The 24,243-nt window shown below is 66.7% G+C and carries 25 protein-coding genes; 16 read left to right on the top strand and 9 right to left on the bottom strand.

Annotated elements, in window-relative coordinates:
• Positions 1-1,638 (top strand): glucose-6-phosphate isomerase, encoded by a 1,638-nt coding sequence (pgi, locus tag ACIBI6_RS20190; RefSeq protein ID WP_364340932.1) that lies wholly within the window; start codon positions 1-3, stop codon positions 1,636-1,638.
• A gap of 58 nt (positions 1,639-1,696) precedes the next feature.
• Here the strand turns inward: pgi and ACIBI6_RS20195 are convergent, their stop codons facing one another.
• Together ACIBI6_RS20195 and ACIBI6_RS20200 are read right to left on the bottom strand one after the other, a co-directional pair.
• Positions 1,697-2,371 carry a nucleoside/nucleotide kinase family protein gene (locus ACIBI6_RS20195; RefSeq protein WP_364340930.1) on the bottom strand — a complete coding sequence of 225 codons (675 nt, stop codon included), beginning with the start codon at positions 2,369-2,371 and terminating at the stop codon, positions 1,697-1,699.
• Positions 2,372-2,436: 65 nt separating this feature from the next.
• Positions 2,437-3,339: a LysR family transcriptional regulator gene (locus ACIBI6_RS20200; RefSeq protein WP_396957318.1), complete on the bottom strand. Its 903-nt coding sequence runs from the start codon at positions 3,337-3,339 to the stop codon at positions 2,437-2,439.
• A 151-nt stretch (positions 3,340-3,490) separates the two neighbouring features.
• Here ACIBI6_RS20200 and ACIBI6_RS20205 point away from each other — a divergent pair, with 151 nt between their 5' ends.
• Positions 3,491-3,895 carry a nuclear transport factor 2 family protein gene (locus ACIBI6_RS20205; protein ID WP_396957319.1) on the top strand — a complete coding sequence of 135 codons (405 nt, stop codon included), beginning with the start codon at positions 3,491-3,493 and terminating at the stop codon, positions 3,893-3,895.
• Here the strand turns inward: ACIBI6_RS20205 and ACIBI6_RS20210 are convergent.
• Positions 3,892-4,569 carry a class I SAM-dependent methyltransferase gene (locus tag ACIBI6_RS20210; protein ID WP_364340924.1) on the bottom strand — a complete coding sequence of 226 codons (678 nt, stop codon included), beginning with the start codon at positions 4,567-4,569 and terminating at the stop codon, positions 3,892-3,894. The genes ACIBI6_RS20205 and ACIBI6_RS20210 overlap by 4 nt on opposite strands.
• A 74-nt stretch (positions 4,570-4,643) precedes the next feature.
• Here ACIBI6_RS20210 and ACIBI6_RS20215 point away from each other — a divergent pair, with 74 nt between their 5' ends.
• Positions 4,644-5,510 (top strand): helix-turn-helix transcriptional regulator, encoded by an 867-nt coding sequence (locus ACIBI6_RS20215; protein WP_364340921.1) that lies wholly within the window; start codon positions 4,644-4,646, stop codon positions 5,508-5,510.
• A gap of 249 nt (positions 5,511-5,759) precedes the next feature.
• Here ACIBI6_RS20215 and ACIBI6_RS20220 read toward each other — a convergent pair whose 3' ends face one another.
• The gene (locus tag ACIBI6_RS20220) at positions 5,760-7,379 is read right to left on the bottom strand and encodes an acyl-CoA dehydrogenase family protein (protein WP_396957320.1); all 1,620 of its coding nucleotides are present in this window, start codon (positions 7,377-7,379) and stop codon (positions 5,760-5,762) included.
• Positions 7,366-7,995, bottom strand: coding sequence for a TetR/AcrR family transcriptional regulator (locus tag ACIBI6_RS20225; protein ID WP_364340917.1), 630 nt, complete (start codon positions 7,993-7,995; stop codon positions 7,366-7,368). The genes ACIBI6_RS20220 and ACIBI6_RS20225 overlap by 14 nt, the downstream gene beginning before the upstream one ends.
• Before the next feature lie 66 nt (positions 7,996-8,061).
• Between ACIBI6_RS20225 and ACIBI6_RS20230 the strand changes: the two genes are divergently transcribed.
• Positions 8,062-8,823: a crotonase/enoyl-CoA hydratase family protein gene (locus ACIBI6_RS20230; RefSeq protein WP_396957321.1), complete on the top strand. Its 762-nt coding sequence runs from the start codon at positions 8,062-8,064 to the stop codon at positions 8,821-8,823.
• Positions 8,824-8,825: 2 nt separating this feature from the next.
• Positions 8,826-10,502, top strand: coding sequence for a hypothetical protein (locus tag ACIBI6_RS20235; protein ID WP_364340913.1), 1,677 nt, complete (start codon positions 8,826-8,828; stop codon positions 10,500-10,502).
• A 65-nt stretch (positions 10,503-10,567) separates the two neighbouring features.
• Here ACIBI6_RS20235 and ACIBI6_RS20240 read toward each other — a convergent pair whose 3' ends face one another.
• On the bottom strand, positions 10,568-11,815 hold the full coding sequence (locus ACIBI6_RS20240; protein WP_396957322.1) for an FAD-dependent monooxygenase: 1,248 nt from the start codon (positions 11,813-11,815) through the stop codon (positions 10,568-10,570).
• Between the two features lie 77 nt (positions 11,816-11,892).
• On the opposite strand from ACIBI6_RS20240, the gene ACIBI6_RS20245 reads away from it, so the two are divergent.
• The 3 genes from ACIBI6_RS20245 (at position 11,893) to ACIBI6_RS20255 (ending at position 14,688) form a co-directional block, all read left to right on the top strand.
• Entirely contained in the window at positions 11,893-12,444 is a 552-nt protein-coding gene (locus ACIBI6_RS20245; RefSeq protein WP_364340909.1) for a TetR/AcrR family transcriptional regulator, read from the top strand.
• A 101-nt stretch (positions 12,445-12,545) separates the two neighbouring features.
• Positions 12,546-13,736, top strand: a complete 1,191-nt coding sequence (locus ACIBI6_RS20250) for an NAD(P)/FAD-dependent oxidoreductase (RefSeq protein WP_396957323.1) — start codon at positions 12,546-12,548, stop codon at positions 13,734-13,736.
• Between the two features lie 10 nt (positions 13,737-13,746).
• Positions 13,747-14,688: a sigma-70 family RNA polymerase sigma factor gene (locus ACIBI6_RS20255; protein WP_396957324.1), complete on the top strand. Its 942-nt coding sequence runs from the start codon at positions 13,747-13,749 to the stop codon at positions 14,686-14,688.
• Positions 14,689-14,952: 264 nt separating this feature from the next.
• Here the strand turns inward: ACIBI6_RS20255 and ACIBI6_RS20260 are convergent, their stop codons facing one another.
• Entirely contained in the window at positions 14,953-15,636 is a 684-nt protein-coding gene (locus tag ACIBI6_RS20260; RefSeq protein WP_396957325.1) for a pyridoxamine 5'-phosphate oxidase family protein, read from the bottom strand.
• A gap of 81 nt (positions 15,637-15,717) precedes the next feature.
• Between ACIBI6_RS20260 and ACIBI6_RS20265 the strand changes: the two genes are divergently transcribed.
• Positions 15,718-17,115 carry a PLP-dependent aminotransferase family protein gene (locus ACIBI6_RS20265; RefSeq protein ID WP_396957326.1) on the top strand — a complete coding sequence of 466 codons (1,398 nt, stop codon included), beginning with the start codon at positions 15,718-15,720 and terminating at the stop codon, positions 17,113-17,115.
• 312 nt (positions 17,116-17,427) lie between these two features.
• A complete protein-coding gene (locus ACIBI6_RS20270; protein WP_396957327.1) occupies positions 17,428-17,733 on the top strand; it encodes a hypothetical protein in 306 nt (101 codons plus the stop codon).
• 134 nt (positions 17,734-17,867) lie between these two features.
• Here the strand turns inward: ACIBI6_RS20270 and ACIBI6_RS20275 are convergent, their stop codons facing one another.
• Positions 17,868-18,179, bottom strand: coding sequence for a hypothetical protein (locus tag ACIBI6_RS20275; RefSeq protein WP_364340897.1), 312 nt, complete (start codon positions 18,177-18,179; stop codon positions 17,868-17,870).
• A gap of 481 nt (positions 18,180-18,660) precedes the next feature.
• On the opposite strand from ACIBI6_RS20275, the gene ACIBI6_RS20280 reads away from it, so the two are divergent.
• From ACIBI6_RS20280 to ACIBI6_RS20305, 6 genes are all read left to right on the top strand, one after another.
• A complete protein-coding gene (locus tag ACIBI6_RS20280) occupies positions 18,661-19,593 on the top strand; it encodes a helix-turn-helix domain-containing protein (RefSeq protein WP_396957328.1) in 933 nt (310 codons plus the stop codon).
• Positions 19,590-19,793: a DUF397 domain-containing protein gene (locus ACIBI6_RS20285; protein ID WP_396957329.1), complete on the top strand. Its 204-nt coding sequence runs from the start codon at positions 19,590-19,592 to the stop codon at positions 19,791-19,793. The genes ACIBI6_RS20280 and ACIBI6_RS20285 overlap by 4 nt, the downstream gene beginning before the upstream one ends.
• Complete coding sequence (locus ACIBI6_RS20290) at positions 19,790-19,996, top strand: DUF397 domain-containing protein (protein ID WP_396957330.1); 207 nt, start codon at positions 19,790-19,792, stop codon at positions 19,994-19,996. Before ACIBI6_RS20285 ends, ACIBI6_RS20290 begins: the two co-directional genes overlap by 4 nt.
• A gap of 150 nt (positions 19,997-20,146) precedes the next feature.
• Entirely contained in the window at positions 20,147-20,392 is a 246-nt protein-coding gene (locus ACIBI6_RS20295; protein WP_364340887.1) for a DUF2630 family protein, read from the top strand.
• Entirely contained in the window at positions 20,389-21,819 is a 1,431-nt protein-coding gene (locus ACIBI6_RS20300; RefSeq protein ID WP_396957331.1) for a dihydrolipoyl dehydrogenase family protein, read from the top strand. The genes ACIBI6_RS20295 and ACIBI6_RS20300 overlap by 4 nt, the downstream gene beginning before the upstream one ends.
• 14 nt (positions 21,820-21,833) lie before the next feature.
• Positions 21,834-23,339 (top strand): carboxylesterase/lipase family protein, encoded by a 1,506-nt coding sequence (locus ACIBI6_RS20305; RefSeq protein WP_396957332.1) that lies wholly within the window; start codon positions 21,834-21,836, stop codon positions 23,337-23,339.
• Position 23,340: 1 nt separating this feature from the next.
• Here ACIBI6_RS20305 and ACIBI6_RS20310 read toward each other — a convergent pair whose 3' ends face one another.
• Complete coding sequence (locus ACIBI6_RS20310; protein ID WP_396957333.1) at positions 23,341-24,210, bottom strand: Fpg/Nei family DNA glycosylase; 870 nt, start codon at positions 24,208-24,210, stop codon at positions 23,341-23,343.
• Positions 24,211-24,243 lie beyond the last annotated feature (33 nt).

Consider the following 24,243-nt stretch of genomic DNA (forward strand, 5'->3'; position numbering starts at 1 on the left):
GTGAGCAGCGACATCACCGCATCGGCGGCCTGGCGGAAACTGCACGAGCACCACAGTGCCGTCGCCGGACGACATCTGCGTGAATTCTTCGCCGAGGATCCCGACCGCGGCCGCGAGCTGATCGTGCAGGTCGCAGACCTGCACATCGACTACAGCAAGCATCGCGTCAGCCGGGAAACCCTGCATCTGCTGGTCGAATTGGCGCACGAGGCGGGGGTGACCGAGCGGCGTAATGCGATGTACCACGGCGACCACATCAACACCTCGGAGGACCGCGCGGTCGAACATATCGCGCTGCGCCTGCCCGAGGGCGAGTCGGTCATCGTGGACGGCGCGGACGCGGGCGCCGAGGTGCATGAGGTGCTGCGGCGGATGGGTGAATTCACCGACACCGTGCGCTCGGGTTCCTGGCGCGGCGCGACCGGCGAGCGCATCAAGACCGTGGTGAACATCGGCATCGGCGGTTCGGACCTCGGCCCGGATATGGTGCACCGCGCGCTGCGGCACTATGCCGATGCCGGGATCGGCGCCCGATTCGTCTCGAATGTCGATCCCGCCGATCTGCTCGCGAAACTCGACGGACTCGATCCGGCCACCACGCTGTTCATCGTTGCCTCCAAGACGTTTTCGACGCTGGAGACGCTGACCAATGCCACCGCCGCCCGGCGTTGGCTGGTCGCCGCGCTCGGCGAGGACGCCGTCGCCAAGCATTTCGTGGCCGTCTCGACGAATGCCGAGCGGGTTGCCGAATTCGGCATCGACACCGCGAATATGTTCGGCTTCTGGGACTGGGTCGGCGGCCGCTATTCGGTGGATTCGGCCATCGGCCTTTCGGTCATGGCGACCATCGGCAAGGAGCGCTTCGCCGAATTCCTGGCCGGAATGCACGCCGTCGACCGACATTTCGCGACCGAGCCGCTGGACCGCAACGGTCCGGTGCTGCTCGGTTTGCTCGGCATCTGGTATTCGAACTTCTTCGGGGCGGAATCGCGTGCGGTGTTGCCGTATTCGAATGATCTGGCGCGCTTCCCGGCCTATCTACAGCAGCTGACCATGGAATCCAACGGCAAATCGGTGCGCGCCGACGGCACCCCGGTCACCACCTCGACCGGCGAAATCTTCTGGGGCGAACCGGGAACCAACGGCCAGCACGCCTTCTACCAGCTGCTACACCAGGGCACCCGGCTGATTCCGGCCGATTTCATCGGATTCGCCCGTCCCACCGATGATCTGCCCACCCGCGACGGCACCGGCAGCATGCACGACATTTTGATGAGCAATCTGTTCGCGCAGACCAAGGTGCTCGCCTTCGGCAAAACCGCCGAGGAGATCGCGGCCGAGGGCACCGATCCGAAGGTGGTGCCGCACAAGGTGATGCCGGGCAATCGGCCGAGCACGACGATTCTCGCGCCGCAGCTGACACCGTCGGTCCTCGGCCAGTTGATCGCGCTCTACGAACACCAGGTATTCGTAGAGGGCACCATTTGGGGCATCGACAGCTTCGACCAGTGGGGCGTGGAACTCGGCAAGCAGCAGGCGCTCGCGCTGGCCCCCTTGCTGACTTCTCCGGACGAGCCGCAGCCGCAAGGGGACTCCTCCACCGACGCCCTGATCGGCTGGTACCGCGACAACCGCTGAGCCGCACGTACACCGGTAGTGGCCACTGCGAGGGAGATTCGCCGGGGCTCGTGCGCGCTTAGGCGGCGTAGTAGCGGCCACCGCGCTGGCGCAGCACGAGGTCGGCTCGGAGCCTGGTATCGGCGATCAGGTCGGCATTGGGCAGATCGCTGTTGTGCACCTTGGTTTGCGCGGCCTGAGCGGTGCGACCGCCGCGAATGTGGCGGCGCAGCAGGCGTTGTTCGAGCACGTCGCGGGTCACGTCCAGATACCAGACCTCGTCGAGGAATTCGCGCACGCCCGACCAGGCACCGTCGGACAGCAGTAGATAGTTGCCCTCGGTAATGGCGATCTCCTGCCGATCGAAGACGACACCCGCCGGAGTCGGTTCCTCGATGGCGCGGTCGAAGGTCGGCCACGGCACCGGCTCGCCGAGTGGGGTATCGCGTAGGCGGCGCAGGGTTTCCAGGAAGGCGGCGACGTCGAAGGTGTGCGGTTCGCCCTTGCGCTCCAGATTCGCCGTCGCGCGCAGTACTGCGTTGGGCAGATGGAAGCCGTCCATCGGTGCGATTTCGGCGATTCGGGCACCGGCTCGGTGGTTCAGATCCTCGCGAATGGCCTTGGACAGCGTGGATTTACCCGCACCCGGCGGACCCGCGATACCGAGCACGTACCGTCGGGCGCAACCCGCCGCCCGGATCCGCAGGTGCTCGACGAGCGAGCGCAACGGCATTTCGACGGAAGTCCGTGTCATCGAAATCACAGTACTCAGCCTGAGTCGGTCCGCCGCGAATTTGGGCGCGTGGCTATGTAAGTCGGCTATCGAAGTCGGTGCCGGACTTCGGCGGCGAGGTCGGCGGCGGCGTCCCGAAGTGCCTCGATGAAGACCTGTCCGGCCGAGTCCACGCCGCGATGGACGACGGATGTCGTGCGAGCCGCGGCGGGATGGTCGATTCGGACCAGTGCGATACCTGGCGGCAGCACCGGGACCGCGATCCCGGGCACCACCGTGCTGCCCATACCGGTCGCGACCAGACCGATTTTGGCGAACCAGTCGCGGGCGACGAAGGCGATCTCCGGTTCCCAAGCGGCGTCGCGCCATGCGCCGAGCAGGGTGCCGCTCACCTCGGTGCTGCCCGCGATCCAGCGCTCACCGCGCAGTTGTGCGGGCGTGACGCTGGTGCGGTCCGCGAGTGGATGGTCCGGTGCGACCGCGATGAGCAGTGGGTCGTCCAGGAGTGGCTCGATCTCGGTGTCCGCGGGGATATTGCGCGTCTCGGTCACCACCGCCAGATCCAGTCGACCGCGCGCGACGGCGGATACCAATCGCGGACTGGTTCCTTCGCGCAGCGGTACTCGCGCGAGTCGAGACGCGGTAGCGGCAATGGACCGGGGCACCAACGCGGCCATGGCGGTCGAGAATGCGCCGACCCGGAGCGTGGCGGGCGTGCGCGCGGTGAGTTCGTCGAGTTCCTGCCGCGCGGAGCCGAGTCCGCCGAGCACCGTTTCGGCATGGCGCAGCAGGATCCGTCCAGCGTCGGTGGCCCGCACGCCGCGCGCGTGCCGCTCGAACAAGGCCCGGCCAGCCGCCTGCTCCATGAGGGCGATTTGCCGGGATACCGCCGATTGCGTGTAGCCCAGATTCTCCGCGGCGGTCGAGAACGACCCGCTCCGTGCCGCCTCCTGGACCACCCGCAATCCGACGATCGTGAACTCACCCATGCTGTTTACTCATACCAAATATGCGAGACTCTCGCTTGTCGCATATCTCGGCCGTACCTAGCGTCGTGTGTATGAGTAAGCGAAGCGAGCGAATTATCAACACAGCTGCCAGTGCGGGCATACCGGAACCGAGCGCCCGCGAGGTGCGGGCATGAGCGCAGCGGCGAACAAGAAACTGATCGAGCACATCTTCGACCAGATGGCCCAGGGCAATACCCGAGCGATGGGTGCGGCAATGGCCGAGGACTTCCGCTGGATCTTTCCGGGGAACTGGTCCTGGTCGGGCATCTGGGAGCCGAAAACGGTTGTGTTGAACGAACTTCTGCGACCCCTGATGGCCCAGTTCACCGAGTACCGCAGCGCGGCCGACTTCGTGATCGCCGAAGACGACAGGGTCGTCGCCCAGGTTCGCGGGCACGGCATCACTGCCGGAGGTGAGCCGTACGAGCAGACATACTGTTTCATCTTCCGGATCGCGAACGGTCGACTCACCGAGGTGATCGAGCATTGCGATACCGCGCTGGTCGAGCGGGTGCTCCAGCGTGTCGGTGGCTAGTTCGGGCGGGTGCCGCGGTAGAAGGTGACGCGACCGAGGCGACGATGGCGCTGCGAGGCGACCACGGCACACTCGAAGCCGACGGCGCGCAGGAGTTGGGGGATGCCGTCGCCGAGGTGGTCCTGGGTGTGGTGGGTGTGCAGCAGCATCCGGGCCATCAGGCCGTCGTCCGGGGTCACCTCGCCGCCGATATCGACGATGTGCAGGCTGCCGCCGGGGCGCAGGACGCGCAGCGCCTCGGCCAGTGCGGCGGTTTTGATGTCGGCGTCGAGGTGGTGCAGCATCATCGACGACAGCACCCGGTCGAATTCCTCGTCCGGATAGGGCAGTTCCTGCGCGTAGGCGCGTTCGAAGCGGATTCCGTTCAGCCCGTGCGCCTTTCGTTCGGCACGGGCGAGTGCGAGCGGGTCCGGATCGGAGCCGATCACCGCTGCGGCAGGTTGGGTACGTTTGACTCTCAGCGTGAGATTGCCAGTGCCACAACCGATTTCCAATACACGATGCTCGGGTGTGAGTTCAGCCTGCGCGACCAGGGTTTCGTGGAGTTTGTACATGCCGAGCAGGCGGGTGAGTAGATCGTAGGTGGGCAGCAGTGCGTCACGGCCCGCCGCGGGCAGGTAGTCGTGCCGGTTTCCCATGGCTTTGATTACGGAATGTGGATGATCTTTGGTCATAATTCTCATGGTGCCCGCAGATCCAGACGTATAATTGGATGATTGTTTGCATAATTTGGACTATTTTCGGTGTCATGATCGAGGCTACCCGGATGGTCCGTCACCGCCATGGTGTTCCGGTGTACGACTACCGGAGCGATCAGGTCACGCCGCCGGTGTCACTGCTGCGGTTCGATCGCCATGCCGAACGCGGCCACCGCCCGCATATTCACAACTTTCCGGTGTTGCTGTATGTCCGGTCCGCCGGCGTGGTGTACGTCATCGCGGCAGGTCAGGTGATCGAGGCGGCGCCGCCGCATCGGTTCGAAAGTGCGGTCGGTGTGTTCTTCGATCCCGCGGCGCTCGGCGATGCCGGGCGGGCGCCCTGGCCCGCGTGGCGGGCGCATCCGTTGTTGTTCCCGTTCTTGCACGAGCATTCGGGTGGGGTGCTGGAGTTGGCGCTCCCGGTGGAACGAAGACCCTTGTGGGACAGCGCGATTGCCGCTATCGAAGCCGAGCTGGCACAGCGGCAGGAGGGATATCGGCAGGCGGCGTCGGCACATCTGACGCTACTGCTCATCGACCTCGCGCGGCTGGCCGCCGATGTGGTGGGTGATCTGCGGCGCAGCGGTGAGCCGTTGCTCGCCGAGGTCTTCGACGTGATAGACCAGCGGCACACCGCACCGCTGTCGCTGCGCGACGTGGCGGATGCGGTCGGCATGACGCCGGGGCATCTGACCACTGTGGTGCGCCGCCGCACCGGACGCACGGTGCAGGCGTGGATTACCGAGCGGCGAATGACCGAGGCGCGCCGTCTCTTGGCCGAGACGGACCTGCCGGTGGGCGAGATTGCCCGACGGGTCGGGATTCCGGACGCGGGCTATTTCACCCGCTTGTTCCGGCGCAACAACGACCTCTCACCGCGACAGTGGCGCGCCCAGCCCGCGTCCCTCGCGCGCTGATTGCGGGGGGCCGCAGCGGGCCGGGGCGAGCGCAGGCACCTGTAGTGGGCTGACGCGAGCGGCGGGCACGTGCAGCAGGCTGACCCGAGCGCCCGCAGCGCGCCGACCCGAGCACCGGCAGCAGCCTGACCTGAGCACTCACAGCCGGCCGCCCCCGGCACTCACAGCGGGCTAACGAGGCGCGTGTAGCCCGTAGCGCGCTGCAGCACCGTCGCCGGTGCCCATACGGATGACCGGGAGCGGCCGAGGTCAGGTGAGGGCGCGGGCGATGATGTCGGTGGTGTTCACGCCGGTGGGGAGGGTGCCGAAGGCGATGCCCCAGTCGTCGCCGAGACGGGTGGCGCAGAAGGCGTCGGCAACCGCTGGATGGCCGTGGCGGACCAGTTGCGCGCCCTGTAGGACCAGGGCCATGAGTTCGACGACGCGACGGGCGCGGTATTCGATCTCGTCGAGGTCGGACAACTCCTTGCCGAGGCGGGCGATGGCATCGTCGAGGCGGGGGTCGGCGCCTGCGGCGAGGGAGACTTCGTTGAAGAAGGCCTCCACGGTTTCGGGCTGACGGCCCATGGCGCGCAAGGCATCCAGCGCCGCGACATTGCCGGAGCCTTCCCAGATGGACATGAGCGGGGCCTCGCGGTAGAGCCGGGGCATACCGGATTCCTCGGCATAACCATTGCCGCCGAAACATTCCAGGGCCTCGGCCGCATGCGCGGGGGCACGCTTGCATACCCAGTACTTGGTGACCGCCAATGCGATTCGGCGCAGAGCAGCCTCGGCGGGATCTGTGCCCGCGCGGTCGGTCGCCCCGGCCAGGCGCATCATGACCGTGGTTGCGGCATCGGATTCGATCACCAGGTCGGCGAGCACATTGCGCATCGCGGGTTGGTCGATCAGCTTGGCCCCGAACGCTTCTCGGTGTCGCGCGTGGTGGGCGGCGTAGACGGCGCCGACGCGCAGGCCGGTGGCGGAGCCGATGACGCAGTCCAGGCGGGTCATATTGACCATTTCGATGATGGTCTTGACACCCGCCCCTTCCGCGCCGACCAGCCAGCCGGTGGCGTTGTCGTATTCGATCTCCGACGAGGCGTTCGACTTGTTGCCGAGCTTGTCCTTGAGGCGTTGAATCCGGATGGGGTTGCGGGTGTCGTCCGGGAGGACGCGTGGCAGCAGGAAGCAGGACAAGCCGCCGGGTGCCTGGGCCAGGGTGAGGAACATATCCGACATGGGGGCCGAGGTGAACCACTTGTGACCGACGATGCGGTAGCTGCCATCGGGTTGCGGTGTGGCGGTGGTGGTATTGGCGCGGACGTCGGAGCCGCCCTGCTTCTCCGTCATCGACATGCCCGCGATCAGACCCGCCTTGGTCGACGGTTCACGCAGGCCGAAATCATAAGTGCGGGAACCGAGTAGCGGTTCGTACTTGGCCGCGAGTTCCGGATTGTGGCGCAGCGCGGGCACGACGGCATAGGTCATCGAGATCGGACACATATGCCCGGCGTCGGCCACACCCCAGGTGTAGAACTTGGCCGCGCGAGCGGCATGTGTGCCCGGCCGGTCGTCGAGCCAGGGCGAGCCGTGGAGTCCATGCGCGACAGCGACTTTCATCAGCTCGTGCCAGTACGGATGGAATTCGACCTCGTCGATGCGATTGCCGTAGCGGTCGTGCGTGTGCAGGACGGGCGGGTATTCGTTGGCGAGGCGGCCCCACTGCTGCGCTTCGAATCCGCCTGCGAGCGTGCCGAGTTCGCGCACTTCCGGTTCGGCCCAGCCCGCACCTTCGCGGTGCAGTCCCTCGAGCAGGGCCGGGTTGCGTGCGACATCGAAGGGCACGATATCGGGAACCTGGTTGAAGACTTCATGCGTCGACATCGGACACTCCTGAGTCGGATTCATCGCGCACACCGAGTGCGCGTAACGCGAAACTGATGAGTTCGGGCACAACGGATTCGCTGTGCGGTGCGTCGGCCAGCGGGCCGACCAGGACCTCACCGATCGCGCCGACGAGCGCGGCCGCGCTGGTCTTGGCATCCTGCGCGGGCAGTTCACCACGCGAAACACCTTCGGCGACAGCGGATTCGAAAGCTTCGGCGAAGGCGCGACGGAAACGCAGACGCTCGGTGTCGACCACGGTATCGACGGGTTCGACGAGCAGGACGTAGGCGAGCTTCGGATTCTTCAGCGCCCGGCCCGCGAAGGTCTCCACCGCCGCGGTGACCCGCTCCACGGCGGTTCCGGCGGCGCTTGCGGAGACCACCGCTGCCACCTCGTGTGCGACCACCTTCCGGAATACCGCGCTCACCAGGTCTGCCTTGCCGCTGAAGTTCTTGTAGACCGTCCCGGTGGCCACGCCGGCCTCGGCGGCGACGGCTGCCATGGACAGTCCGGCATAGCCCGCGCGAGACAGCACCTTGGTCGCAGCCTGCACGATCAGGCCCGCCTGGGCATCGAGGCGGGCCTGCACAGCAGGGGTTCTGCGGTAGGCCATACAAGAAGTGAACCACAAATTCATTTCTTTACACAAGGGTACTTCTGACGGCGTATGGTCGTGCTCGTGACTGTGCGAATCGAACGCAATGGGCCCGTGACCACTGTGATCCTGCACCGCCCCGAGGCACGCAATGCCGTCGACGGTCCGACCGCCGCCGCCCTGGTCGACGCATTCCGCGAATTCGACACCGATCCGGATGCGGCGGTCGCTGTGCTGTGGGGCGAGGGCGGCACCTTCTGCGCCGGCGCGGACCTGAAGGCGCTCGGCACCGAGCGCTCCAATCGGGTCACCGAGGACGGTGACGGCCCGATGGGGCCAACCCGAATGCGGCTGTCCAAACCGGTGATCGCCGCAGTCTCGGGATATGCGGTCGCGGGTGGACTGGAGCTGGCCCTGTGGTGCGATATGCGAGTTGCCGAGCAGGACAGCACGTTCGGCGTGTTCTGTCGCCGCTGGGGTGTGCCGCTGATCGACGGCGGCACGATTCGGTTGCCGCGCATTGTCGGCACCGGACGTGCGATGGATATGGTGCTCACCGGTCGCGCCGTCGCCGCCACTGAGGCATTGCAGATCGGGCTGATCAATCGGGTGGTGCCGAATGGCGAATCCCGCAGCGCCGCCGAACAACTCGCCGCCGAACTGGCCGCACTGCCGCAAACCTGTCTGCGCTCGGACCGCATGTCACTGCTGGAGCAGGACGGTATGGACGAGGAGGCTGCGCTGCTCAATGAATACCGACACGGTCTGAAGGCTCTGGCCGACGGAGCGCTGGACGGAGCGCAACGGTTCGCCGCCGGTGCGGGCCGTCACGGTACGCGTACCTGACAATGGTGCCTGCCCGACGCTCGAGCGTCGTCGACGAGATCTTCCTGCGCACGCATCGCGGGCTGGGCACCCCGATCGCGCTCCAGGGTCTGTGGCGCACCGCCGATCGCGTCGATCCGGAGTTACTGCGGCAGGTACACGCGGCACTGCGGGTCGGACCGTTGGGGCGCAGGGTGATTCGTCCTCGGGTGCCGGGTGCACGTCGTAGTTGGCGAGCGAACATTCGGGCGCATCCGCTCGAGTTCACCGACGGCACGATCGCCGCTGCCGACCTGCTCGATTGGGCCGACGAGCAGGGCGCGGACCTCGATCCCGAATACGGTCCGGGCTGGCGGTTGTCGACCGCAGCCCTGGACGACGGCGGATCGATTGTGTCGCTGACCTGCTCACACGCGCTCGCTGACGGGAGAGCCCTTGTGCTGGCGGTCGATGATGCGCTGGGCGGCTCGGGCTCGACCACATCGCCGGTGCGGGCAATGCGTCCCCCGGATGCCTGGTCACGTATGAATTCGGTGGAATCGACGGTCAGCGAATCGTCCACGGAATCTTCTGCGCCGGAATCAAAACGCTCCGGCGAGAACGACCAGGCGACACCGCCCACACCAGAATCGAACCACCCCCACGAGAACGAACGGTTGACCGGCACCACGCACGACACGGCCAGATCTGTCCCAACAACCGGCAACACGCCGACGGATAGCGATCCGGCCACCGACGAGTCGGCTTATCCGGAGCTGCCCGACCGATCGAATGCGGGCGATTCGATGATGCTGTCGAGAGCCTCGTCGACACCCACCGCGCGGGGAGCAGACCGATCCGATGTAGGCGTGAATGCCTGGCTGGGCCGGGCAGCCCGAGATCCAGTATCGGATTGGTCCGACGCTTGGCGACAGTGGTCGATTGTTGTGCGCGGCACGTTCCGCGCGCTTCGTCACGGGATCCCCGAACGTCCCGCCCGGACGGCATCGACTCGCGAAACTGGGTTGTCGACCCGTGAACGCAGGTCGATCGCCGGACGCGCAAGTGTGGATAGCGCGTCGACCTTCGGCTTCGTACTGCACTGTCCCGCTACGGACTGGGAGTCGGCAGCTGCGGCGCAGGGCGGTACTGCCAACAGTCTCTTCATCACGCTGATCGCGAAGATGTTGTGGGCCAGTGGATTTTCCGGTGCGACGATCGATGCCAGCCTTCCGGTCGACACCCGCGACGAGCCGCGCGTCGACAATGACCTCGCGATGACCGAGATCACCATCGAGCGCGGCGATACTCCGGCCACCATTCGCGAGAAGGCGCGAATCGCCTACGAGCGGCGCATGTCCAGCCCCGGCGGGATGCCGGAGGAACTGCTGCAGGTGATTCCGGACCGCTGGGCCTACGCCTTGTCCAAGGGTGCCGGTGAACGAGACATCCTGTGCTCCAATATCGGAACACTCCCCGACTCCCTGCGCACCCTCGGCCCACACCGCTGCATCGGCGTCGCCGCCCGCGCCATCCACCCAGGCCTCACCGCGGACCGCCTCCCCCGCACCCGACTATCCGGCTATCTCTGCCGCATCGCGGACACCTACACCCTCGCCATCGTCAGCCTCGACCCCGCCCATATCGACACCCCCGAAACCCTGCACACCCTGGCACACGAAACCGCAACCGCCCTCGGCCTCCCGATCACCCGCTGGTGACCGCCGACCCCGTAGTGCCGATCGGTGCGCGCAGGTCCGCAAGCCGGGCTGGCGGTGAGGGCTCCTTACTCCAATCCGAGCCCGCTGCCGAGGCCGACCTGGTCTCCTGATGCGGCGGGCGACGGCGGGTAGTCATCCAGGGTCATCGAGTTGTAGAGGCGTGCGCTCTTGGTGGTGAGGCGGACGAAGGCGCGGCTGGGTCCCGCGGGCAGGGCGGAAATCAGGCGGGCACCTTGGACCAGTCCTGACACGCCGAGTCGGGAGGTGGGGATCAGGGTCTTCGCCGCGTTCAGCGCGACCGCATGGCTGCCGCGCACGTGCTCGGCCATCGCGCGTTCGTAGGCGGGAAAGGCGCGCTCGTGGTCGCCGCCCGCCCGCGCCAGTTCCCCGGCGAGGATGTACGCGCCGACGACGGCCAGGCTGGTGCTGCCGCCTACGGCCGGGCCGGGGCAGTAGCCCGCGTCGCCGACGAGTGTCACCCGCCCCCGCGACCAGGTGTCCATGCGGAGCTGGGTGATCGAGTCGAAGTAGAACGCCGGGGTGCGGTCGAGCTCGTCCAGCCAGCGGTCCACCTCGGCGTGCATGCCATCGAACGCCTTGCGCAGCAAGTCCTTCTGCCGGGGCACGTCACGGTGGTGGTAGTCGAGCTCGCCGCGGAACAGGAACAACGCCCGCGCGTCGCCGAGGTGCCGCGCGGCGTACATGCCGGCAGTACGGCCGACGCCGACGTGGATGCGGAGCTCGCCGTCGACACCGAAGCCGTTGGGCAGGGTCACCACCGCGAGGTAGGCCCCGGTGAAGGTGCTGAAGCGGGACTCGTCGCCGAAGACGAGGCGACGCACGTTGGAGTGCAGCCCGTCGGCGCCGACGACGAGGTCGAAGTGGCGCGGTGTGGCGTTCTCGAATCGCACCTCGCCCTCGGGTGAGATCGCGGTGATCGAGTCGCCGAAGACATACTCGACGTCCTCGCTCGCGGCGTCGTAGTAGATCTCGCTCAACTCGTCACGCATTATCTCGACGTGTCGGTCGGAGGTGGCGCCGAAGATCTTGGACAGGTCCACCCCGACGGGACGCCGTGCGCCCTCCCGGTAGAGGTTCATTCGCTTCGTGCCGGTGGCCCGCTCCTCGACGCGTGGGAGCACGCCCATCTTCTCCGAGATGTCCATCGCGGGCCGGAATAGGTCGACCGCGTGGCCGCCGGTCTTGCGTAGAGCCGGCGCGCGCTCGACAACGGTGACCGAGAAGCCGTGCCTGGTGAGCCAGTACGCCAACACCGGACCGGCGACGCTGGCACCGGAAATGAGAATCCGCATGAGCAAATCTCCTTACTTAACGATAAGTAAGCGTAGCACCGTAACTTACCTATCGTTAAGTAAGATAGGCTCGCGGCATGCCTCGTCCTTCCGACACCAAGCAGCGGATCCAAGAGGTCGCCCGCGAGCTCTTCGCGCAGCAGGGTGTGCATCGGACCGGCCTGCAGGAGATCGCCGACCGGCTGGGCATCACCAAACCGGCGCTCTACTACCACTTCTCCTCACGCGAGGAACTGGTCCGCAGTATCGTGCAGCCGATCATCGACGAGGAAGAGGCGTTCCTGGAGGGGCAGGAGGCGCTGAGCGAGGTCGAACCCCGCGCACTACTCGAGGGCTACTTCGACTTTCACTACCGCCACCGCAAAGACATCGTGCTCATGCTCGCCGAGCTGACCACCCTCGCCGACCTGGGCCTGATCGACCTGGTGCTGGCCTGGCGCGGCCGGCTGGTGAAGCTGTTGTGCGGCCCCGAACCCACACTGGAGCAGGCCACCCGGGCCGTGATCGCCTTCGGCGGCCTCCAGGACTGCACGATCCAGTTCGCCGACGTGCCGAAGGACGAACTCCGTCGGGCAGCCGTGGACGGCGCCTGCGCCACGCTGGGCATCGAGGTGCGGCCCGAAGCCTGACGATGCCCGGCCTCGAGGGTGATCCATGTCACTGGATAGTGCTGTCAGGAGTTCGGGGGCTGTCTCGTTCAGGAAGCACGCGAACCAGACAGGAGCGAACCATGAAGCACCGCATCGTCGTCCTCGGGGCCGGATACGCCGGAGCCTTCTGCGCCGGATACCTGGCCCGCCAACTCCACTGCGACGACTTCGACATCACCGTGGTCAACGCCGAACCCGATTTCGTCGAGCGGCTGCGCCTGCATCAGCTCGCCGCCGGGCGGGATCTGCGCCACCGGCCGTTGGCGGAGGTGTTCGCGGGCACCGGCATCCGGTTACGACTGGCGCGGGTAACCAACGTCGACGTCGAGCACCGGACTGTCACAGTCGCCGACGGCGAGGGCATCGACCGGCTCGAATACGACACCCTCCTCTACGCGCTCGGCAGCACCGCCGCCGACCACGGCGTTGCGGGCGTCGACGAGCACGCCTTCCCCGTGGCCGCGCGGCCGTCCGCGCTGCGCCTGCGCGCACGCCTGGATGAGCTGGGCGAGGACGGAAACGTGCTGGTAGTCGGGGGCAACCTGACCGCGATCGAGGCCGCCACCGAGATCGCCGAATCCCGTCCAGGACTTCGGGTCAGCCTCGCCACCAGCGGCGAACTAGGCGGCTGGCTGGGCACGAAGGCCCGCCGTCACCTGCTGCGTGCCTTCGACCGGTTCGGTATCACGGTCCATGAGCACACCACCATCGAGCGCGTCGAGGAGGCGGCGGCGCTCGCCGTCGACGGCACCGCTTTCGCCTCCGACGCGACCGTGTGGGCCGCCGGTTTCGCCATCCACCCGATTGCCGCCGCCAGCGGCCTCGCGGTGGCACCCAACGGCCAGATCACGGTCGACCGTCAGATGCGGTCGGTCTCGCACCCGGATGTCTACGTTGCCGGTGACAGCGCCTTCGTCATCGGCGACAACGGTCGGCCGCTGCCGATGTCCTGCGCTTCCGCGGGGTACACCGGCATGCAGGCGACGGCCGCGATCGTCGGGGACCGGACCGGACGCAAGATCAAGGCGACCGCGCTGACATACTTCGGCAACCACATCAGCCTCGGACGCGAGGACGGGATCTTCCAGCTGGTCGACGGTGGCGGTCGGTCGAAGTCCGGGGCGCTGTGCGGACGGTCGGCGGCGCACGTCAAGGCGGCAATCGTGGCAGCCAGCGGCTGGGCCATCAGCCACCCGACCTTCGGAAGGCCGACTCACAAGTACCGCTTGGCCACCACCCGACAGCAATCGGCCGACGTGGTCGCCGCATAAAGTCGCGCTCATGGACACTGCCACCGTGGCGCGTTTCGAGGCCAGCCGGAATCGGCTGGCCTCGCTCGCCTACCGTCTGCTCGGCTCGGCCGCCGACGCCGAGGACACGGTGCAGGACGCGTTCCTGCGGTGGCAGGCCGCCGACCGGGAGTACGTCGAGGTGCCCGAGGCATGGCTGACCAAGATCGTCACCAACCTGGCGCTCGACCGGCTCCGTTCGGCGAAGGTGCGGCGCGAACGCGCGGTCGGCGCCTGGATGCCCGAACCGCTCCTCGACGGCGACCCGATGCTCGGCCCGGCCGATACCGTCGAGCAGCGCGAATCGGTGACCCTGGCGGTGCTGACGCTCATGGAGCGTCTGTCACCGGTGGAACGGGCTGTTTACGTGCTGCGCGAGGCCTTTGCGTACAGCCACGCCGAGATAGCCGAGATTCTCGGCATCACCGAGTCCGGGAGTCAGCAACACGCCCACCGAGCCCGGCGTCGAATCGCCGCCGCCGGCAACGGCACTGACATCGACCATGCCTCCGCGCGTCGAATTGTCGAGGCATTCGTCGATGCCGCCTCCTCGGGCCGGACCGAACGGCTGGTCGCGCTGCTGACCGACGATGCGACCGGTATTTCCGACAGCGCCGGGCTGGGGCTGGCCGGGAAGCTGATCCGGTACGCGACCCCGGAACGGATCGCCAGCGCCGTGCGGGCCGGTTTCAAACCGTCTGCGGCCAAGCGGCGACTCGCCGGTGGCTCGCCCTCGATCCATGCCGTCGTGGTCAACGGCTGCCCGGCCATGCTCGCCACGCTCGACGACCGGGTCGCGGGCGTCGTGGTCCTGGAGATCCGTGACGACAAGATCGCAGGTGTGCGCGGCATCGCCGCCCCGGACCGTCTCGGTCGCCTCACCGCGGAATGGCAGCGGCGCGAGCATGATGCACCACTGATCGAATCGTGGTAACTGGCCGTCCGACAGTCGATCTCGGTTCGACTGTCAATTCTCGTCGAACTATTCGGCGAGCACCACGGCTTGGCCGTGGGTGGCGGTGAGCAGGGTGACGTGGTCCTCGCGCCAGTTCGCGGAGGTGACCAATCGAGGCCAGGGCTGTGTGGCGTTTGCCTCGGTTGTCGAGTCCGTACATCTGCCGGTCGAGCCATATGCCGAGTACGGGCGTCGGCATGCCGAATCGACTGAGTGCGTGCCGATTTCAGTGGACAGGTTGGGTCAACGGGCGGGGACCGAGGCCATATCGGTTCGATCGAGTACTTCCTGTGGTACCTCGATGCCCGGCTCTAGATCGTCCGAGGGGATCGGGGCGTCCCAGACCTGACGCAAGGGCAGCACGCCTGCCCAGACGCCGCCGGTTTCGATATCGGCGGCGTCGTCCTTGGGGCCACCGGTTCGGACCTTCACCGATGCCTCGGTCAGGTCGAGGGCGAGGACCATGGTGGCAGCCATTTCCTTTTTGTTCGGCTGCCGTACGCGATCCCACGCACCTGGTGCGGAGTGTTCGACGACGACCCGCAGCGCGCGCATGCGCTCATCGGGGTCGGTGAGTTCGACGGCGCGGCCGCGCACCACTGCCGAGCGGAAGTTGGCGGAGAAGTGCATGGCCGAGCGGGCGTAGACGATGCCATCGACCAGGGTGACGGCGATGGAGATATCGCCGGTCAGCGCCGCACGCAGGTTTCCGGCACCGGTCGAGCCGTGCAGGTACAGCGTGTCGCCGTCGCGGCCGTAGACGGTCGGGAGCACCACCGGACTGCCGTCGAGCAGCACGCCGAGGTGGCACACGAGTCCGGCGTCGAGGACCGCATCCAATTCGGCTCGGTCGGTCCGGCCACGCTCCTTGGAACGTGTCAGGGTGGTACGTGAGGTAGGCGAAAGCGGCGGCCGAGAGTTCGTCATACCTCTAGCCTGGAGGCAAAAGTGGCATTCTGAAATAGCCAATTCATGGAAATTCGAAGAGTCCAATTCGGGAGGTGCGCGATGCTGGATGAACTTCCGCTCGTCCTCGACCGCGATGCTGAACAGCCATTATCGGTTCAGGTCGCGGAAGGCCTGCGCGCCGCGGCGAGCAACGGACTCCTTCGTGCCGACGATCGACTCCCCTCGTCGCGAGCGCTGGCCCAGCGCCTCGGCGTGAGTCGCACGGTGGTCGCCGCGGCCTACGACCAACTGCACGCCGAGGGCTGGATCGCGGGCCGCCGCGGCTCGGGCACCTACCTGACGACCTCCCCTGCCGAACCGCCCGCACGACCGAGTACACACAGCACCGCCGAGCACGCGCCGGATCTGCTCGATCTCGGCCCCGGCGCGCCCTGCATCGAGGCCCTCGACCAGGCAGCCTGGCGACGTGCCTGGCGCGCGGCCGCAGACGAACCGCCCATCATCCGCAAGGACCGCGGCGGCGAACCGGAATACCGCGCGGCAGTCGCCGAACACCTGCTGCGCCACCGCGGGCTGGGTGCGGGCAGCAAGTCCGTGGTGCTCGCTACGGCCGGAACCAGTTCGGCCGTTGGCGAACTCGCGGCCGCCTTGCTCCGCCCCGGCGACGCCATTGCCATGGAAGACCCGGGCTACCAGCGGGCCGCAGGCGCGTTCGTAGCGGCCGGTGTCCGGGTACTACCGGTGCCGATCGATGCCGACGGCCTGCGCGTCGACCGACTGCCGCACGGCATCAAGGCGGTGTATTGCACTCCTGCACATCAATTTCCACTCGGCACCCGTATGCAAGCGGCACGTCGCGTGCAACTCGTCGAATTCGCCAGGCGCGCGGGCTTACTCATCATCGAGGACGACTACGACGGCGAATTACGCTACGACACTGCCCCTTTGCCGCTGCTGGCCGCGATGGCTCCGGACGTCGTCATCCATCTCGGCACAACGAGCAAGATCCTCTCGCCGACGTTGGGCATCGGCTGGCTCGTAGCGGCCCCGGATATCACCGAAGCCGTTGTCGCGCACCGTGAACGAACCGGCACCAGCCCGAGTCCGGCGGGCCAGCGCGTACTCGCCGAATTCGCCCGCCACGGCGATCTCGCCCGCCACCTGCGCCGACTACGCCGCGCGGTCCCCCCACGTCGAGCCCTGGTCGTGGACGAGCTGCGCCGCCGTGGACTCGAAGTACTCGGCGACGACGCGGGTTCACACGTGGTGGTGCCACTGGATTCAGGCGAAGCCGAACAGCTTGCCGTGGCAGCGGGCCGAACGCGCGGTGTGGCGATGGATGGACTGTCCCGTCATCACCTTGTGGCACAACAACATCCACTCGCAGCAGCAGTTGGTCCCCACACCTTCGGCATCGCGCTGGGCTACACAGCACTGAACTGGGCTGAGCTACGTACCGCGATTCCGATTGCCGGAGAATGCCTTACACAGCCATAGCGCCCTGCCCGCGGGGGCATACCCGGCCATCCGGTCTGCCCGTCCTCGGCACGAACCCCAGCAGTCACCGCCGGGTGTCTCCACCCCGAACCCGGGACCGTTGACCGTGCGAGCCGTCCACCGCAGGGCTGCGCGACGGCCTGATTGCGTTCGCGACCGTGCGAGCCGAGTCGACGGCCGCACTCGAGCAGGCACGGCGCGAAGCCGCCGAACGCCTGGCCGCACTGGACGACGCCCGCGGCCAAACCCTGCGCCTGCTAACGCCGCGCACCGATTCGCGCGCCGCGCACGGTATTCCCAGCCAATTCGTGCGTGGCGTGCGAAAAGGTGCGCGGCGCCGAGACGATCGCCGCCACCGACGGCGCGGTGCTGGTGTACGGCGCGGAGGGTTGGCTCCGCGCACCGATTCGCGCGCCGCGCACGGTATCTCCCGCGAATTCGTGCGTGGCGTGCGAAAAGGTGCGCGGCGCCGAGACGATCGCCGCCATGGACGGCGCGGTGCTGGTGTACGGCGCGGAGGGTTGGGACCATGCCAGCTGGGCGATCTGCGCGTGGTTACGTTTCCCCATGGTCGTCGGGCCATCCGTCTGCGGCGACCGCGAGAACCTTGCCGTCTGATGTGTGGAGTTTCGGTGCGCTGTCCGTCGGGGCCAGTTCGAGCTTTCGCGGCGTGTCATTGTGGAATACCGCGAGGAGATCCCTAACCGAGGGCGCTATCTCGCCACGCCACGGTCGAAGTTCGAACACGGCGATCACATCCCCGACCGCGAGGCCGGACCGTTCGCCATGTTCAGCAGGACGGCCCAGTACTCCTCGCGGACCGCGTCCCACAAATCGCCGTGCTGGGGCAGCAACTCCCGGGCGTCGACCAGATCGGGATCCGCGTCGAAGATGATTGTTCCGGGCTGCACACCCGGCAGCGGCGTTCGCGACGGCATGCGATACGCGGTGAACGCCTCGCCGGTGAGCTGAACACGCAGTATGCGGGCAGCACGGTTGACCAGTTGCCACACCGCAACCTTCCCCGCCGGTATCTGCGTGGTACGCAACAGATTCGGGTTCATCGCCACCTCACACCCGATGTCGCTGCGCCACTGGGCCGTTCGGGAGGAGCCCACATCAGGAGGGCTTCGAGGTAGCGCTCGAGCACCTCGGTCGGCACATCGCAGTAGACCGTGGGCTGGGGCCCTTGAAACTTGGCTCGCTTCGGAAGATCTCGGCTCGGCATGTACCGACCTCCGTGCATTCGATGGTTTGAGGTGCGCCCGGCCCCTGAGAAAACCGTCCTCGACGAGGGAAGTTAGGAGAGGCATTCTCTCCGGGCGCTCGCACAGTTCAGCACCGAGCGCGCCCCGCGTGGAACTTCCAATGGAAGTTCCATACAGATTGTGACGTTTTCCTGCAAACGTTCCATACGCCCAGCACAATGAGTTCCATTCGTTGTGTAACAGGCCTTCCATGGGCCCGGATGGGCATCTTCCAAATGGAGAGCGCACGCCTTCCATGGACAGGGGGACACGCCTTCCACGAACAGGAGTGGTGCAGATGGGGAAGCCCAATGCGGGCAAGGAGAACCGGCAGCCGACGGGGCAGCTCGCGCAGGATGCGGACGCAACGTCCGGTGTGCCATATCGGAGCCTCGGGAGGTGTCTGCGCGGGATGCGCCAGGAGTCAGGGCTATCGATCGAGATATCCGCGAAGGCGATCGGGCGGGGTGCAGGGACCTTGCATCGGATGGAGACCGGAGCTCCGAACGTCGTTGTGAGAGACGAAGACCTGCGGGGATTGTGCAAGCTCTACCAGCGTCCTGAGATGTTGCCGATACTGAGATCGCTTGCTGAGCAAGGCAAGACGCCTTCCTGGCTGGACGAGTATCCCGACCAGGTGAATCCGACCTTCAACGTCTATCTACAGATGGAGGCGGCATCAGCACATCTGATCGTGTACCGACCGGACATGGTTTCGGGTCTGTTCCAAATCCCGGACTACGCCAGGGCGCTGGATCGGCTGTACTTCGCAACGGACTCCGCGGATGACATCGAGCGCCGCGTCCGTGTGCGCCGGAACAGGCAGTCGCTTATCATGCGCGACCTCGCCCCGCTGACGGTCGATCTGGTGCTCGATGAAGCGGTCCTACGGCGCGTTGTCGGCGGCCCGAAGGTGATGTCCGGACAGCTGCGCCACCTGGCGGACCTGCCACCTAACGTGCGGGTGCAAGTGCTCCCTTCCGTGCGTGGCTTTCCGCTCGGCATATCGACAGGGCCGTTTACGATCGTGGACTTCGCAGCCGATGATCGGGGGCATCCGCTAGAACCTCCGGTCGTCTTCGTCGAGAGCTACACCGGGGACATCTATCTCGAGCGCCCCAAAACTGTGCGGAGGTATCGGTCTGCATTCGACGTGATCCAGCGGGTAGCGTTGGACGTGCCAGACAGCAAGCGCCTGTTGCGGCAGGCAGCGAAGGAGTACGCACCGTGAGTAATGACCTGTCCGGAGCGCTCTGGTTCAAGAGCACCTATAGCGCGGGAGGAAGCGACTGCGTCGAAGTCGCGCATCTCGACGGCGACCAGGTCGGCGTCCGCGACTCCAAGAATCCGACCGGCCCGGCGCTAGTCTTCAGCCCTTCCGAATGGGACGCGTTCACCGCTGGCGTGCACGATGGCGAATTCGACCGGTGAGTGTCGACCTGTCCGGAGCGCTCTGGTTCAAGAGCACCCGCAGTGCCGGGAACTCGGAGTGCGTCGAGGTCGCATTTCTCGATGAAGGCACGGTCGGGCTTCGGGATTCGAAGAACCCAGCTGGCCCCGTACTTGTCTTCACTCCCGGCGAATGGGACGCCTTCACAGCAGGCGTCTCCGACGGAGAGTTCGACCGCGCATAGTCCCGCGAGAACTAGAGCATCAGGCCCGGTCCGCAGCATTCGGATCGGGCCTTTTTCGTGCCCGCAGAACCAGCCGTTCCGGAGCCGATCGGGCCCGGGTCGATTCCCGAAGGACCGTGACCGCGCCGACGCGGTCGTAGCATGGTCCCCATGACCGAACAGGACATCCTGGCGCGTATCAAGAATCTGGTCGATCGTGAGCACGAGTTGCGGTCCAAGGCGACGGCCGGTGCTGTCGATCCGGTAAAGGAGCGGCAGCAACTCGCCGAACTCGAGGTAATGCTCGATCAAGCCTGGGATCTGCTGCGCCAGCGCCGGGCGCGCATCGACGCCGGTGCCACGCCCGAGGAGGCGCAGGAGAACCCGGCCCGTCAGGTCGAGGGTTATCTGCAGTGACCGCGGATTCCGCCGCCGAATACGACGTCATCGTGATCGGTGGTGGGCCGGCGGGCGAGAACGCCGCCGCCTACGCCATCGCGGACAGCGAGCGCACGGCCGTGATCGTAGAGCGGGAACTGATCGGCGGTGAATGTTCGTATTGGGCGTGCATGCCGAGCAAGGCGCTGCTGCGACCGGCCCATGTGCTCTCCGGGGCCAAGGCCATGGCCGGAATCACCGCGAGCGGGCTCGATGTCGACGCGGTGTTGAAGCGGCGCGATGCCTTCACGCACAAGCACGACGACAGCTCGCAGGTCGACTGGGCCACCGATAATCGCATCGAGGTGGTCCGCGGAACGGGACGGCTCGCGGGCGAGCGACTGGTCGAGGTCGACGGCCGCCGGCTGCGCGCCCGCCACGCGGTGGTGCTGGCCACCGGCACCAAGGCCGCGGTTCCCGATGTGCCCGGATTGCGCGATGCGCTGCCATGGATTTCCCGAGATGTGACCAATCTGCACGAGGTTCCGCGCCGCGTGGTGATCATCGGCGGCGGTGTGGTCGCGTGTGAGGCGGCCACCTGGCTCGCCGCGCTGGGCGCGAGTGAGATCACGATGCTGGTTCGCGGCAATGCGTTGCTGGGCAATGCCGAACCGTTCGCGGGGGAACGTGTGGCCGCGGCGCTGTCCGATGCCGGTGTGCGGGTTCGATTCGGCACCCAACCCACACGGGTGACGCGCGCCGACGCGAAGGACTCCGGCGAGGGCTGGATTCACGGCGGTGTGGTGACCGTCGAGATCGGCGATAGCGAGATCGAGGCCGACGAGATCGTGGTCGCTGCCGGACGCGGACCGGCGACGGCGGAACTCGGTGTGGGCTCGGTCGGGCTCGCGGACGGCTATGTCGAGGTGGACGACCGATTGACGGTGCGCGGTGTCGACGGTGACTGGCTGTATGCGGTCGGCGATGTGAATCACCGTGCCGCGCTTACGCATATGGGTAAATACCAGGCCAGAGTGTGTGGTGATGTCATTGCCGCGCGGGCCGAGGGGCGTCCGCTTGCGGATGGGCGATATGCGGCGACGGCCGATCACGGGCAGGTGCCGCAGGTGGTATTCACCGCACCGGAAGTCGCGTCCGTCGGACAGACCGAGGCGGCGGCGCGTAAAGCGGGCTATGCGGTCGAAACCGTGGAATTCGATATCGCGGTCGCCGGATCGTCGCTGGCACGTGACGATTACGCGGGACGCGCGAAAATCGTCATCGATACCGCGACCGACACGCTGCTCGGGGCCACTTTCGTCGGACCGGAGGTGGGCGAGCTGATCCACGCGGCGACCGTTGCCGTGGTCGGCAAGGTCCCGCTGGCGACGCTGTGGCATGCAGTGCCGGCCTATCCGACGGTGAGCGAGCTCTGGTTGCGTCTGTTGGAGGCCCGCCGCTCGTAGTTACCATCGGAAAGATGTCCGAAATCACCACCGCCGACGGAGTTGTCCGCGGTTACCGCGGCCGTCATGTACTGCGCTGGCGCTCCCTGCCCTATGCCGCGCCACCGGTCGGCGACCTGCGATTTCGAGCGCCGCAGCCGGTGGCGCCGTGGGCTGGCGTGCGCGAGGCCACCGCATTCGGGTTCGCCGCGATGCAGCATCGCTCCGGTGCCAGGATCGGTCCGCGCCGGTATCAACCGACCAGCGAAGACGCCCTGACACTCAATGTCGTCGCACCGATCGAACCATCCTCGACACCCCGGCCGGTGCTGGTCTTCATCCACGGCGGCGGATATCTGATCGGCACCTCGGCGCTCGGTCTGTATTCCGGTGCCCGACTGGCGGTCGGCGGCGATGTGATCGTGGTGTCGCTGAACTACCGGCTCGGCGCCTTCGGCTACGTCGATTTCGGTGAATTCAGCACGCCCGAACGACCTTTCGACAGCAACCTGGGCCTGCGCGATCAGGTCGCGGCGCTGGAGTGGGTGCAGCGCAATATCGCCGCATTCGGCGGAGATCCCGGCAATGTCACCATTTTCGGCGAATCCGCCGGTGCCCATGCGGTGCTCGCGCTGCTGGCCACGCCCGCGGCCAAGGGACTGTTCCATCGCGGCATCGCACAGAGTCCGCCCGCCGATTGGGGTATGAGTGCCGAGGATGGTCGCGCGTTCGCCCGGCGATGTATAGACGCCCTCGGCGCTACACCCGATACCGCCGCGAAGACGCTGATCACGGTCGGTGCCAACGACATTCGGCGCGCGGTCGACAAGACCAGCGATAAAGTGCTGCGGGAGCGCCCGGGACTGTTCCCGATCGCGCCCGTCGTGGACGGCGAATATCTGCGGCAGTCCCCGATCGATGCGATTACCAGCGGTGCCGCACACCAGGTTCCGCTCATCATCGGCACCAACCGCGACGAGGGCACATTGTTCGCGAAGTTCGCCGATGAACTGCCGACCACCCCGGATCGCCTACATGCCCTGCTCACCCGAGACGGCGGCGCGGAACTCGAATCCCGGGTCATCGCGGCCTATCCCGGCTATCCGGATGCGAAGGTCGCCGTTCGTGCCGGTGGTGATTACGTGTTCTGGCGGCCATCGGTAACCGTCGCGGCGGGGCACAGTCGCTACGCACCCACCTATTCCTACCGTTACGACTTCGCCCCGCGCGCACTGCGTCTCGCGGGGGTCGGCGCGACCCATGCCACGGAGCTGATCCCGGTCTTCGGTGCGGCCAATTCGCCGATCGGCCGGACCTTCACCGCGGCGGGCGGGCGCCGTGGGATGCTGTCGGTCACCCGGCAGTTCCAGGACAATTGGCTCGCATTCGCGCGGACCGGGCGACCACTCCCCTCGTGGCCCGCCTATACCGAGGACCGGCGCACCACGCTGATCATCGACGAGATCACCCGGTTGGAGAACGATCCGGACCAGGCCAAACGTATTGCCTGGCAGGGAATCCGGGTACCGACTTTGATCTGACCTACTTCAGCAGGCGTGACATGCGGCGGTCGGCGAGTACCTTCCCGCCGGTCTGGCAGGTCGGGCAGTACTGGAACGAGCGCTCGGCGTAGGAGACCTCGCGGACGGTGTCGCCACAGACCGGGCACGGTAGTCCGGTGCGGGCGTGTACCCGCATGCCGGAACGTTTTTCGCCCTTCAGGCGAGCGGCGTCCTGGCCGACAGAGCGCTGTACCGCATCGGCCAGCACCGAGCGCATGGCGTCGTACAGCACCGAAATGGTCTCAGCCGACATGGTTTTGGTACTGGCGAAGGGTGAGATCTTGGCGGTGTGCAGGATCTCGTCGGAGTAGGCATTCCCGATTCCGGCCAGCAGCGACTGGTCGACGATCGCGGTCTTGACGCGCTGTGATGCGCCGTGCAGGATCTCGGCGAATTGCTCCTCGGTCACCTCGAGTGCATCCGGACCGAGGCGCCCGATGCCGGGCACGAGTTTCGGATCGTCGACGATGTACGCCGCGAGCCGTTTCTTGGTGCCCGCCTCGGTCAGGTCGAATGCGGGCGTCATGCCTTCGGGGGTGAAGAAGTGCACCCGCAGCGCGAGCGGGCTCTTGCCGCCCGGTTTGGGTGGTGTCTGGCTGGGCTCATCGATCCACCGCAACCACCCGCCGCGCGACAGATGGGTGATCAACCAGAGCCCGTCGCACTCCATCCCCAGAAATTTCCCCCACCGCCCCGCCCCGGTCACATCTCGACCGGACAGCGCCGTAACCGGCGGATCGAACGTCTTGACCGCACTCAAGGCCGCCACATCGACACGCCCCACCACGGCGCCGACCGCGTGCTCCCGCAGGAACTGCGCCAACGCCTCCACTTCCGGTAGCTCAGGCACGACCCTCAGGCTACCCGGCCCCACTGACATCGG

Origin of the sequence: Nocardia sp. NPDC050412 (assembly GCF_044458825.1) — a bacterium.
Taxonomy (GTDB): Bacteria; Actinomycetota; Actinomycetes; order Mycobacteriales; family Mycobacteriaceae; genus Nocardia.